The 12,418-nt window shown below is 55.8% G+C and carries 11 protein-coding genes; 4 read left to right on the top strand and 7 right to left on the bottom strand.

What is annotated here, in order from left to right:
* Positions 1–56 precede the first annotated feature (56 nt).
* On the top strand, positions 57–1,286 hold the full coding sequence (locus NBV64_RS04635; RefSeq protein ID WP_250756772.1) for a spore maturation protein: 1,230 nt from the start codon (positions 57–59) through the stop codon (positions 1,284–1,286).
* 162 nt (positions 1,287–1,448) lie between these two features.
* Here NBV64_RS04635 and rsmA read toward each other — a convergent pair whose 3' ends face one another.
* Genes rsmA through NBV64_RS04620 form a run of 3 tightly spaced genes read right to left on the bottom strand, consistent with a single transcriptional unit; the run spans position 1,449 to position 6,080 of the window.
* A complete protein-coding gene (gene rsmA / locus NBV64_RS04630) occupies positions 1,449–2,240 on the bottom strand; it encodes a 16S rRNA (adenine(1518)-N(6)/adenine(1519)-N(6))-dimethyltransferase RsmA (RefSeq protein WP_250756771.1) in 792 nt (263 codons plus the stop codon).
* Positions 2,241–2,248: 8 nt separating this feature from the next.
* Positions 2,249–3,700: a peptidylprolyl isomerase gene (locus NBV64_RS04625; RefSeq protein WP_319002403.1), complete on the bottom strand. Its 1,452-nt coding sequence runs from the start codon at positions 3,698–3,700 to the stop codon at positions 2,249–2,251.
* Complete coding sequence (locus NBV64_RS04620; protein WP_250756770.1) at positions 3,693–6,080, bottom strand: LPS-assembly protein LptD; 2,388 nt, start codon at positions 6,078–6,080, stop codon at positions 3,693–3,695. The genes NBV64_RS04625 and NBV64_RS04620 overlap by 8 nt, the downstream gene beginning before the upstream one ends.
* 123 nt (positions 6,081–6,203) lie before the next feature.
* On the opposite strand from NBV64_RS04620, the gene NBV64_RS04615 reads away from it, so the two are divergent.
* From NBV64_RS04615 to NBV64_RS04605, 3 genes are all read left to right on the top strand, one after another.
* Positions 6,204–7,250, top strand: a complete 1,047-nt coding sequence (locus NBV64_RS04615) for an aminoglycoside phosphotransferase family protein (RefSeq protein ID WP_250756769.1) — start codon at positions 6,204–6,206, stop codon at positions 7,248–7,250.
* Complete coding sequence (gene murU, locus NBV64_RS04610) at positions 7,250–7,960, top strand: N-acetylmuramate alpha-1-phosphate uridylyltransferase MurU (protein ID WP_250756768.1); 711 nt, start codon at positions 7,250–7,252, stop codon at positions 7,958–7,960. The genes NBV64_RS04615 and murU overlap by 1 nt, the downstream gene beginning before the upstream one ends.
* A 163-nt stretch (positions 7,961–8,123) precedes the next feature.
* Entirely contained in the window at positions 8,124–8,831 is a 708-nt protein-coding gene (locus NBV64_RS04605) for a PilN family protein (RefSeq protein ID WP_250756767.1), read from the top strand.
* Between the two features lie 111 nt (positions 8,832–8,942).
* On the opposite strand, the gene glnQ is transcribed toward NBV64_RS04605, so the two are convergent.
* The 4 genes from glnQ to NBV64_RS04585 all read right to left on the bottom strand — a co-directional run bounded on the left by glnQ (position 8,943) and on the right by NBV64_RS04585 (position 12,372).
* Positions 8,943–9,671, bottom strand: coding sequence for a glutamine ABC transporter ATP-binding protein GlnQ (glnQ, locus tag NBV64_RS04600; protein ID WP_009454997.1), 729 nt, complete (start codon positions 9,669–9,671; stop codon positions 8,943–8,945).
* Positions 9,668–10,447, bottom strand: a complete 780-nt coding sequence (locus NBV64_RS04595) for an ABC transporter permease subunit (protein ID WP_022983464.1) — start codon at positions 10,445–10,447, stop codon at positions 9,668–9,670. Before NBV64_RS04595 ends, glnQ begins: the two co-directional genes overlap by 4 nt.
* A 173-nt stretch (positions 10,448–10,620) precedes the next feature.
* On the bottom strand, positions 10,621–11,352 hold the full coding sequence (gene glnH / locus NBV64_RS04590; RefSeq protein ID WP_373568170.1) for a glutamine ABC transporter substrate-binding protein GlnH: 732 nt from the start codon (positions 11,350–11,352) through the stop codon (positions 10,621–10,623).
* 228 nt (positions 11,353–11,580) lie between these two features.
* Positions 11,581–12,372, bottom strand: a complete 792-nt coding sequence (locus NBV64_RS04585; protein ID WP_009455007.1) for a MetQ/NlpA family ABC transporter substrate-binding protein — start codon at positions 12,370–12,372, stop codon at positions 11,581–11,583.
* Positions 12,373–12,418: the final 46 nt, after the last annotated feature.

Below are 12,418 nucleotides of genomic sequence, written 5' to 3'. Positions count from 1 at the left end.
CTGTATTCTGCGACAATCTAGCTTGGCTTTTCCCTGCCCTGTTTTCTGCCAACACTATGCTCAATACTCTTTGGCTGTTTTTCTTCCTGATTGCCGCCGTCAGCGGGTTTTACCAGTGGCTGGTCGGGGGAAATAGCGAAATTTTTGCGCAGATGGTGCGCAGCCTGTTCGATATGGCCGCCCTGTCCGTGCAACTGATGCTGCTGCTTTTTGGCACGCTCACCCTGTGGTTGGGTTTCTTGAAGATTGCCGAGAAGGCCGGGCTGATCGACACCCTGGCCCGCTGGCTAGGCCCCTTGTTCAGCCGCCTGATGCCCGGCGTGCCTGCCGGTCACCCCGCTCTGGGGCTGATCACTCTGAACTTCGCGGCCAATGGCCTGGGTCTGGACAATGCCGCCACGCCTATAGGCTTGCGAGCCATGAAGTCCCTGCAAACACTGAACCCGCATCCGGACACCGCGACCAATGCACAGATCCTGTTTCTGGTGCTGAATGCCTCGTCGCTGACGCTGATCCCCATCAGCATCTTCATGTACCGGGCTCAACAAGGTGCACCCGATCCTACAATGGTGTTCCTGCCCATTCTGCTGGCCACCACCGCCTCTTCCCTGGCGGGCTTGCTCAGCGTTGCCCTGGTTCAGCGCCTGCGTTTATTTGATCCCGTTCTGATGCTGTGGTTCGGCGTTTTTGCGCTGATCCTGGGCTCTTTCATGGCCTTGCTGGCAACACTCAGTGCGGCAGCCATCCAGTCGCTGTCCTCTCTGATGGGCAACCTGACCTTGCTGTCCATCATCTGGCTTTTCCTGCTGATGGGCTGGCGACGCAAGATTCCTCTGTATGAGGCCTTTGTAGAAGGTGCTAAAGAAGGCTTTGGCGTCGCCAGGGATCTGTTGCCCTATCTGGTGGCCATGCTGTGCGCTGTGGGCGTGCTACGCAGCTCTGGCGCTCTGGATATCGTGCTGGACGTGATCCGCTGGCTGGTGAACCTGACCGGACTGGATACGCGTTTTATTGATGCCTTGCCTACAGCTCTGGTCAAACCCTTTTCAGCCGGTGCCGCTCGTGCCCTGTTGATTGAAACCATGCAGCATCACGGCGTGGACAGCTTCCCGGCCCTGCTGGGTGCGACCGTGCAGGGCAGCACAGAGACAACTTTCTATGTGCTGGCGGTCTACTTTGGTGCGGTCGGCATCCAACGTGCCCGCCACGCGGTTTCCTGCGCCTTGATTGCTGATCTGGCAGGCGTGCTGGCCTCGATTGCGGTTTGTTATTGGTTCTTTGGCTAGAAGTCAGGGCTCTGCATGAGGGCAGGAAACTCTGCCACTGCAGACTCAACCAGGAATGGCCGATCATTCCGTATGGCCTCAACGGTGTCCCTCATAAAAAAACACCCCAAAACGGAATCTATATCCTGTTTTGGGGTGTCGTTCATTATGGAGTTTTGTCTATCAGGCGGCTTGGATAACGCCCTTATCCATCAGGTGATCGGCCAGGGCAATGTACTGTGCCAGGGACAAATCAGCCGGACGGCTGGTAGGTGCAATTTCCAGCGCCTCCCAGTCGATATGAGCCGTCCAGTCACCCAGGCCACCGCGCAACATCTTGCGTTTTTGCGAGAAGGCCCGCGCCACAACCTGACTGAATACACGCGCATCACGCGCCTGGGGACGATCTGCCGCCAAAGGCACCATACGCACGACTGCCGACACAACACGCGGTGGTGGGTTGAATGCCTCGGGCGGCACTTCAAACAACTTCACCATGCGATAGCGTGCCTGCAGCATCACCGACAGGCGGCTGTAGTCTGAAGAGCCGGGTTTGGCGACCATGCGATCAATCACTTCGCGTTGCAGCATGAAGTGCTGATCCACCACGGCATCGGCATAGTCCAGCAAATGAAAGAGCAAGGGGCTGGAGATGTTGTACGGCAGATTACCCACAATACGCAGATTCGGGCCTAAAGCACCGAAGTCCACACTCAAGGCATCAGCCTCAATGATTTCCAGCTTGCTGGGCGAATAGTGATTACGCAGACGGGCAGCCAGATCACGGTCAATCTCGACCACACGCAAACGCTCCAGCGCCTGCGTCAGCGGTCGGGTCAGGGCCGAGAGGCCCGGACCAATTTCCACCATATTATCGACAGGCCGAGGGCCAATCGCACGGATGATCTGGTCGATGATGGCCTCATCTTCCAGAAAGTTCTGTCCAAAGCGCTTGCGCGCCTGATGCTGGGCCATACTTATCCTTAGCGACGGCGGGTGCTGGACTCGGGGTCCAAACGGTTATCAATGTATGCGCGGCCGCGCAGGCTGTTCAGCCAGTCCTCGAAAGCTGGCTCGGCACGCTGCTGGAACAGAGCCTGACGGGCCTGCATGCGCTTGTACTCACCTTCCATATTGCGGGTACGGCGCTCGATCACCTGGATCAGGTGCCAGCCAAACTGGGACTCCACCACGGCGGTATCGTTGCCGGGTTGCAGCTTGTCCATGGCTTGCTCGAACGGAGGCACAGTCTCGCCAGGCGAGAGCCAACCCAAATCACCACCTTGTGGTGCGCTGCTGTCTTCCGAGTACCGCTTGGCCAGATCCTCGAAGGACTCGCCATTGCGCAAACGCACTTGCAGTTGCTCAATACGCTGACGAGCCTGTTCGGAAGTCATAACCTTGGACAGCTTGACCAGAATATGGCGAGCATGAGTCTGCGTCACCATCATGGGACCGGACTGCGCCGATGCCGCACTGGGCACAGGCGAAGTATTGCCAGGCGCAGCACCGCCTCGCTCCAGCACCTTCAGAATATGGAAACCTTGACCACTGCGAATCAGGTCGGAAACCTGGCCGGGGGCCAGGTTATGGACAGCTTGTGCAAATAAGTCAGGCCAGTCGGACAAGGAACGAGTTCCCAACGCACCACCGCTCAGGGCCTCTTGACCATCCGAGTTGGAGGCAGCCAAACCGGCAAAGTCTGCGCCGGAACGAACCTGGGCCAGCAGGCCCTCTGCTTTGGTCCGCAAACGCGCTTCTTCGCTGGAGTTCGCGCCTTCAGGCACTCGCACCAGGATCTGCGCCAGACTGACAGGTGCATTTTGCGCCTGTGCCGCCGATTGCCCCAAATTGCCCAAACCTGCGCCACCTTGAGAGCGCAGGTAAATATCAATGTCGGCGTCCGTAATATTGATGCTGCTGTCGACCGCACGCATGCGCAACTGATCCAGCAGGATTTCCTGCTTCAGATTGGCACGGTACTGCTCCCAGCTAATGCCATTCTTTTCAATCTCGGCTCGCAACTGGGCTTCGGTCATATTGTTGCGCGAAGCAATCATGCGCACACCTTCATCCACTTGCTGTGGACCGACTGAAATCCCCATGGCGCGAGCTTCCTGCTGCTCCAGGCGCTCATTGATCAGCCGTTGCAAAACCTGTTTGCGCAAGATGTCATGATCAGGAGCAGGAATTTTCTGCTGCTTTAACTGTTCCAGCACCTGTGCGGCTTCCAGATCAACCTGACGCAGGGTAATCACCTCGTCATTAACCACGGCAGCAATGCCATCCACAAACTGGGAGGAAGCAGCGGGTGCCGCCTTGGCTGCAGCGGGCTTGGACTGCGCCTGAGCCATTTGAGCCGTGCCCAGCCCCATGACGGCCATCAAAGCCAATGACAGGGTACGGTTTTTCAAGCTGAAACGCATATTATTCATACCTCTCATGAATCATTTTTTCCTGTACGGGATTGGTGACGGGTTCATAGCCAATCACACGGTCACGCAGCATTTTGATAGGGTCGTTGCCAATTCCGCCCAAACCGGATAGCTCCAGCTGGAAGAACAGGGCCTTATTGGTTTCCCTGGCCGAAACCGCATAGCGTTGCATCACCACACGAGCCGCCCAACAACAGTCGCCTTTATACTCCAGCCCCAGCACCGTTTGCGTGCCACGGCTTTCCTGGATGGAATAATCGTAACGTCCCACAGCGTACACCTTGTTGCTCAACGGCCATTGGCCCGTCATGGAGACGTATTCCTTACCACGATGATCTTCATCAGTCGGCGTGAAGTTGGGGTCAACGACTTGACGGGGGTCACGCTCATAACGATAGTTCACACCCAGTGTTGCCAGGCGTTTAGGACGCCAACGAATACCGGAGGCCAGACGGTTGCGGCGTTTTTCGTCTGGATTGAACTGCGCATCGAAGTTGACCGAAAACGTATTGGTCAAAGCCGCACTGGCACCGACCAGATAGTCTGAGCGGGTGCTGGTACGCGCTTTTTCAGCGCCCAGTGTTACGGTTTGCTTATCAAAATACAAGCGCTGAGCAGCCTGCAGAACCAGACGCTCATAGCCCGTGTCAGCATCCAGCCAGCGGGACGTCAGACCCACAGTGACCTGGTTTGCATTGGAGATACGGTCCCAACCACCGGAGAAAATGTTTTCACTGAAAGCCTGGGCAAAGTTGAAACTGGCCAGACTGGTGTCGTACAAGGGCAGCGAGGATTGGTCGCGATAAGGCACGTACAGATAGTAAACACGCGGCTCCAGGGTTTGAATGGAGTCGTTGCCAAACAAGGTGGTGTCACGCTCGAAGGTCATGCCGGTATCCAGGGACAGGATAGGCAAAACACGACTTTGCGTACGGGCCCGGTCCGCGAAACGCGCCATATTAGGATCACCCACATACCAGTCTGTCTGGTACTGGCTCATGTGCAGGCCCGCTTTGGGCGTGATGTACCAACCTGGGCGAACGATAGGATAAGCCACCGTTGTGTAGGACGAGAAACGCGTACCATCTGGAGCCAGACGGGTACTGCGCATGCTGTCAAATTCGCTTAGATTGCCACTGTAAAACGGCAAACGGAAACGGGTTGCGTAGTTATCGCTGACTACATCAAAGCCACCCCAGTTATAACGGGATGCACCCAAATACCACTCAGGCAATTTGTCGTACTGTGGCTGACGATATCCAGTAGAAGAATCCTGCAGGGTCTGATACCGCGTCGCACTGACGTGAGAGCGGAAATACTTGGAACCACCCCAACCCAGAGTCACCGTGCTGGCCAGATCCTGAATGGTGGAATCGTTCAATCCAAAACTGCTGAAGTCACGGAAATAATCATCATCCGAGACACGGCGGATATCCGCATTCAAATAGAAACTGGCAGGCAGGCTCTGGCGATATTGCCCCATGAACAACCAGCGTTTATAACCCAGCTCCTTGTCATCAGGCAGATAGTTACCGGTCAACTCTCCGGAGAAGCTGTCACCCAGATAACGGAATTCCCCCCCCAACATGGCGCCGCGTTTAGCCATGAAGCGGGGCGTCAGGGTGGCATCGTAATTAGGGGCCAGATTCAGGTAATACGGCACGCTCAGGTCTATGCCACCCCGCGTCGTCATGCCGTAAGTAGGCAAAAGGAAACCGGACTTGCGCTCTTTACGGAGCGGAAAGGTCAGGTAGGGAGAATACAACAGGGGCATACCCTTGAAGTACAAGACGCCATTACGCGCCACCCCTTCGTTTTCCTTGGAATACAGATCAACCTTGGGCGACTGGATATACCAGGCAGGCTCAGGACATGGACAACCCGAGTAATTCACATCGGATAGCCGCATATGGTTGGAACTGAGAATATCAGCCTGCGTCGCGGTACCGCTACCGCCGGTGGCCCCCAGCCAGAACTCCGGGGACGACATGCGCCCTGTATCCGCGTCCAGGTTGTAATCAAACTCCGGGCTGCGCACCAGGGCCCCATCACGCATGATCAGGCCGTTGCCGCGTACTTCCACCTGGCCGGTTTTTTCCTGATAGTCGATCCGGTCGCCTTTGACGACAGAATCAATGCGCCGGACCTGAGCACCGCCTTCCAGACGCAAGGTGCCATCTTCCAGTGTTTTCATCTGGTCGCCTATCAGATAGACGGCCATATCCTCTTCCTGGAGCTTGCGCACTTGCAAACCGGGGGACGTCTTTAAAGACGGACGCACGGACGACTGAGCCTGGGCGACCCCCATGCCTGTCATCATCAACACGATATACCACGCCGCAACTCGCACTAAGACTGCGCCTCCAGTTGTGTCCTGCATTTATGTCCTGCATTTGTTCCACCAGAGACGAAAAACCCTGGCGACCCGGTATTATAGTTAAGCCTGCCGTTTAGCGGCACTGCTAAACACTAATCCGTTACGATCTTCTGCTTCCCCTTATTTATGTCTGCTTCTATTTCTGCCGCTACCGACCCTCGTTTGCAGCAAGCAATTACCTGGCTGAACACCCTGAAGTCCCGGTTTGGACTGGATCTGGACAGCCTGCAAGCGGCCTCCAGCGACGCCAGCTTTCGTCGTTACTTTCGCCTGCAAGCCCTGGACCGAACCGTCGTTTTGATGGATGCGCCTCCGGCCACGGAAGACTGCAAGCCCTTTGTGCACGTTACCGAACTGCTGGCACCGACGGGCATCCACGTGCCCGAAATCCTGGCAGCAGACACTGAACAAGGCTTTTTGCTGCTCAGCGATCTGGGTCAGGACAATTTCCAGACCGCACTAAAAACCCCCATGCCGCAAAGCGAGCTGGACAAACTGTACCGCAGTACGCTGTTGACCTTGGTGAAATTGCAACAAGCCGACACCACGGGTTTGCCTCCCTACAACGAACAGCGTTTGCTGGAAGAACTACAGGTGTTCCCCGAGTGGTACATCCAAAAACATCGCCAGTTTGAACTAAGCGAAAAAGATCAGGAGATGTTGCGCAAAACCTTTGCCGAGCTGGTTCAGGCCAATGTGCAAAGCGCTACTGTACTCGTGCACCGGGATTTCCACAGCCCTAATTTGATGATGCCCCTGCCCGGCCAAAGCGAGCCCGGTGTTATCGACTACCAGGACGCCCTGGCTGGCCCCATCACCTATGACATTGCCTCCCTGGTGATGGACGCGCGTGTTACCTGGACGGAAGAGCAGCAACTGGACTGGGCAATTCGCTACTGGCAAGCCGCCATGGAAGCCGGCCTGGATGTGCCTGCCGACTTTGCCGTGTTCCACCAGCAATACGAATGGATGGGCCTGCAACGCAATCTGCGCATTCTGGGTGTGTTTGCCCGCCTCTCTCTGCGTGACGGCAAACATCATTATCTGGACCATATGCCCCGCCTGCTGGGCTATGTACATCAGGTGGCCAGCCGCTACGAGTGCTTTAACGGTTTGCTGCGCCTGCTGAACCGCCTGGAGGGTCGCCAAACTGTTTTGGGCATGACGGTCTGATGCGCGCCATGATTCTGGCGGCCGGTCGAGGCGAGCGCATGCGCCCCTTGACCGACACCTGCCCCAAACCCCTGATTCCGGCAGGTGGTCGGCCTCTCATCGTCTGGCACTTGCGCGCGCTGGCTAAAGCCGGCTTTCGAGAAGTCATCATCAACCACGCCTGGCTGGGTGAGCAGATTGAATCCACTCTGGGTGATGGCAGCCAATGGGGCCTGCGCCTGGGCTACTCGCCTGAATCATCTGCCCTGGAAACGGCCGGTGGCATTGCCAAGGCACTGGATTTTTTCCAGGACCAGCCTTTCCTGTTAATGAATGGCGATATCTGGTCCGATTGGGATCCTGCCCAAGCCTTTGCCATGGCCGAACGTTTGCAAGCTGGCCCGGAGCAGGCCTGGTTGATCCTGACCCCCAACCCGCCCCACCACCCCGAAGGCGACTTTGGCATGCAAGAAGGACAATTGCACCTATGCGCCAAAACCCTTGGGGGTGCCCGCAGCGCCACCTTGAGCGGCATAGGGGTCTACAAACCCGAACTCTTTGCCCATCTGCCCAAAGATCAGCCTGCCAAAGCCGCCCCCCTGCTGCATGCCGCCATCGAGCGCCGGCAGGTGCTGGGCAGTCTGCATGAAGGTTTCTGGATGGATGTCGGTACCCCCGAACGATTAGCCCAGTTAAACCAACACTTGGAATCGTTAGCACCCTCACAGTAAACTGATATTTTCCAGGCTAGCTGGCAGACGTTTCCAAGCACAACAAAGGGCAACAAAGCCAGCCATCCCGCCTCCATAGCCCCAATGACGTCTATGCTAATGGGTTTTGTAATCGGGACTTGATTTGCTTTGAGTCCCTTGTCTGACAGGAACGTCTGTTCTCATGCTTGGTTCCTCCAAACGCACCGTATTCAAACCCACCGCCTACGGCTCCAGCCGTCGAAAACGCCGTATTCCACGCTGGTTTGTCCTGCTTTTGACAGGTATTACCCTAGGTGCTGGTGGCCTGCTGTTCTTGCAAAAAAGTTATGGCCCTACGCGCCTGACCGTGGAGCAGTCGGAACAACTGCACTATGACCTCAACAGCGCCAACGCTGACAAGCAACGCCTGCAGGCTCAGTTGAACCAGACCAGTCGCGAACTTGAAGATGTCAGCCAGAAGGAAGACAAGCTGGGCAAACAGACCAGCGATCTGCAAGCCATGGTCACCAAGCTGGAAAAGGATATCGCGCTATTTGCCGATGCCATGCCTCCTGACCCACGCGGCACCTCCCCGGGCATTCGCGCTGCCGAGTTCTCGGTTACGGACGGCCAACTGAACCACTTTGTGCTGCTGATGCAGGACAAGGGCAAAGACGCCGAATTCACCGGCACCATGGAGTTGGTTGCTGCTGGCCGCTACAGCAATGGTCGCAGCGGCAATGTGGACCTGCCCAGCCAGCCTGTCAGCGTCGGCCGTTATGCCTACATCAATGGCTCTGTAGAACTGCCAGCCGGCTTTACGCCCCGTCAGGTCACGATCCGCATCAAGCCGGATGGTGCGAACCGCGTCGTTGCCACGCGCACCATCTACGTGACGCCTTCCCGATAAGCACGAGCCTGTCACGCACAGGCTGGTAGTCACAAAAAAGCCCTTCAGGCCCTTGGCTTCATCGCCAAAATCCTGAAGGGCTTTTTTATAGCCGACGATCCAGCCAGACTCTTAAGCCACGTGCTGCAAAAAGTCTTTCAAACGTTGGCTAGGTGGATTGCTCAGCAACTCCGCAGGTGGACCATCGTGCGCCACCCTGCCCTGATCAATAAAGATCAGACGGCTACCCACACGACGCGCAAAATCCATCTCGTGTGTCACCACCACCATGGTCATGCCCTCTTCCGCCAGCAACTGCATGACCTTGAGCACTTCCTGACGCAGTTCCGGGTCCAGTGCGGAGGTAGGCTCATCAAACAACATCAGCTTGGGTTTGATCGCCAGGGCACGAGCAATGGCGACCCGCTGCTGCTGGCCACCGGACAGCTCGTTAGGATAATGATTCATACGCTCGGCCAGGCCGACCTTGGCCAGCAACTCCGTCGCTTCCTCGCGTGCCTGAGAGCGGCTGGTGCCACGCGTATGGATGGGCCCGAACATGACGTTTTCCAACGCGCTCATCTGCGGAAACAGATTGAACTGCTGGAACACCATCCCTGCTTCCCGGCGCAAGTCGCGCACCTGAGCGGGCGTGCCATTGACGCTCAAACCATTGACCACGATATCGCCAGCCTGAATGTCTTCCAGCTTGTTGATGCAGCGCAGGAAGGTGGATTTTCCCGACCCGGACGGGCCAACCACCACAACCACTTCGCCTTTATCAATATTCAGACTGATATCGTCGAGCACGATATTGTCGCCAAAGCGCTTGGTTACCTTCTTGAACTCGACAATACTCATACAATCCTCATGCGATGTTCAATAAACTTCAGAGTCAGGGCAATCAGGCTGGTCAGGATCAGGTAGATCACCGCCACCGCTCCCCAAATCTCCACCGAACGGAAGTTGTTCGCAATAATTTCCTGGCCCTGACGAGTCAGCTCAGCAACCCCAATCACAATAAATAGCGAAGAATCCTTCAAGCTGATGATGCACTGGTTACCCATGGCGGGAATCATGCGGCGAAACGCCACCGGTCCAATAATGTGGCGCAAGATCTTGTGAAATGGCAGGCCCATGGCCTCTCCGGCCTCTTTCAGGCCCTTGGGCACAGATTGCAAGGCACCACGCACAATCTCGGAAATATAGGCCCCAGAGTTGATCATCAAGGTAAAGATCGCCGCGGTCAGCCCGTCAATTCGGATACTGGCCAGCATGGGCAGTGCGAAGTAGATGAACATCACCTGCACCACGATAGGCGTGCCGCGTATGAACAGCACGTAAAGCTGGCATAGGAAAGAGAGCACATACAACAGATAGCGTCTGAAAAAGCCCAATAGCGACAGAGCGATCAGCGCCTGTATGGAGCTCCAGATCCAGGCTGGCACAAAGCTCAGCCAATTGCTCATCAGCCAGGACAGGCCCTTGAGCGCAAAGCCCAGTGCAAACACGCCCAACACGAACAAGGCGGCTCGGCGCCAGGTGACCGGTACCCGAATATAGGTGGTAATCACCCCGGTCAGAAAACCCAATATAGCGCCACCCACCAACCCCAAAAGGGTAATGAGCAGCGTCATTTTTGTACCTTCCAGCAGGCTGGGTAAAGCCCCCCAGATAGCGTCCCATTCAAAAGTCACAGTGCTACCTTTGTCTTTGAATAAACGCCCACAACAGAGCGTCAAAAAATAAAAGCGGTGATCCCGTTACGACACGCGATCACCGCTTGGCATGCGCTTGGCTTTACGCCTGTTTATTCAGGCTGTTTACCAAACCATTTCTGGTAGATTTTGTCGTAGGTGCCATCAGCACGAATATCTTTCAAAGCCTGGTTCACGACCGGAACCAGTTCGCTGTCCTTGGGAAAGGCAATACCGTAGAAGTCACCACTTTTCACGGCACCAGTGACCTTCACACGATCTTTGCCGCCAGTCTGGGCGTAGTACTGCACGTTAGGCGTATCGTGCACCACCGCGTCCACACGGCCAGTTGCCAGCTCCAGGAAGGCATTGTCGATATTGGGGAACAGCTTGAGCTTGGCAGTAGGAACCGAGCGCTGCATGAAGTCCACCGTGGCGGTGCCGATCTTCACCGCCACAGTCTTGCCTTCCAGATCGGAGGCAGTCTTGATGGCCGAGTTATCGGTGTTGACCAGAATGGCCAGACCGCTTTCGTAGTAAGGATCGGAGAAATCGATCACTTGCTTGCGGTCATCACGAATGGTGATCCCGGCCAGCGCAGCATCCAGATTGCGAGTTTGCAGGCCCGGAATAATGCCGTTGAAGTCCATGGGCTGGAAGCGGTAATTCAGATTGGCCTTCTTGGCGACCGCATCCCACAGGTCGATGTCAAAACCGGTGTATTTACCGTTTTGCTTGAACTCAAAAGGCACAAACGCCGTATCGGTTGCGACCACCAGCTCTTTGCCTTGTTGTGCCAGAGCCTGCCCAGCGGGCAAAGCCAAAGCCAAGGCCAAACCGGCCATCAGGGTTTTCATTTTCTTATTGAACATCCGTTACTCCTCTGTAGGGACTGACCAAAAACCAGCCAGTTCGATGTTTTACCCAAGTCAGCGCAGGCTCATGACCTGCCCCAGCGTTGATCTATCCTACCCGAAGCAGCACAACTGTTTGTATTTAATAGTTTTAAAAAAAGAAAAACCTCGGGAAATCCCGAGGTTTTTTCATACAGCGAGTCGTATCAACACTCAAATTCAGAACGCAGGAACAATAGAACCTTTGTACTTGTCAGCGATGAATTTCTTCACGTCTTCGCTATGCAGAGCCTGGATCAGCTTGGCCACGCGTGGGTCATCCTTGGACTTGGCAGCTACAGCGATCAAGTTGGCGTAAGGGGAGTCTGCACCTTCGATAGCCAAAGCATCCTTGGTGGGGTTCAGACCGGCTTCCAGCGCGTAGTTGGTGTTGATCAGGGCGATATCCACATCAGCCAGAACGCGAGGCAAGGTAGCGGCTTCCAGCTCCTTGAACTTCAGCTTCTTGGGGTTCTGGTCCACATCACGCGAGGTTGCCAGAATGTTGGAGGGATCTTTCAGAGTCAGAACACCGGCTTTTTGCAGCAGCAGCAAGGCACGGGCACCGTTGGAAGGATCGTTAGGGATCGCCACCAGCGCGCCTTCTTTCAGCTCATCCAGGCTCTTGATCTTGGTGGAGTAAGCACCGAAGGGCTCAACGTGAACCACAGCCACCGACACCAGATCGGTTTTGTGTTCTTTGTTGAACGTATCCAGGTAAGGTTTGTGCTGGAAGAAGTTGGCATCGATATGGCCGTCAGCCACTTGCTGGTTGGGCTGCACATAATCGGTGAACACCTTGATATCCAGGTTCACACCTTCCTTGGCCAAAGCAGGCTTCACAAACTCCAGCAGCTCGGCATGCGGCACGGGGGTAGCAGCAACCGACAGGGTCTCGGCAGCTTGGGCCACACTGGCCAGCAGAGCCGACACGGACAAGGCCAGAACGGGAACAAATTTCTTCAAAGACATGAGCGACTCCAGTTTCAGAAAGGCAAGACTATGACGATAGCTGCCA

This window comes from Alcaligenes sp. DN25, from assembly GCF_023674485.1.
GTDB lineage: Bacteria > Pseudomonadota > Gammaproteobacteria > Burkholderiales > Burkholderiaceae_B > Alcaligenes > Alcaligenes phenolicus.
Note: the sequence above shows the minus strand (reverse complement) of the source record. Positions and strands in the feature narration are given on the sequence as shown.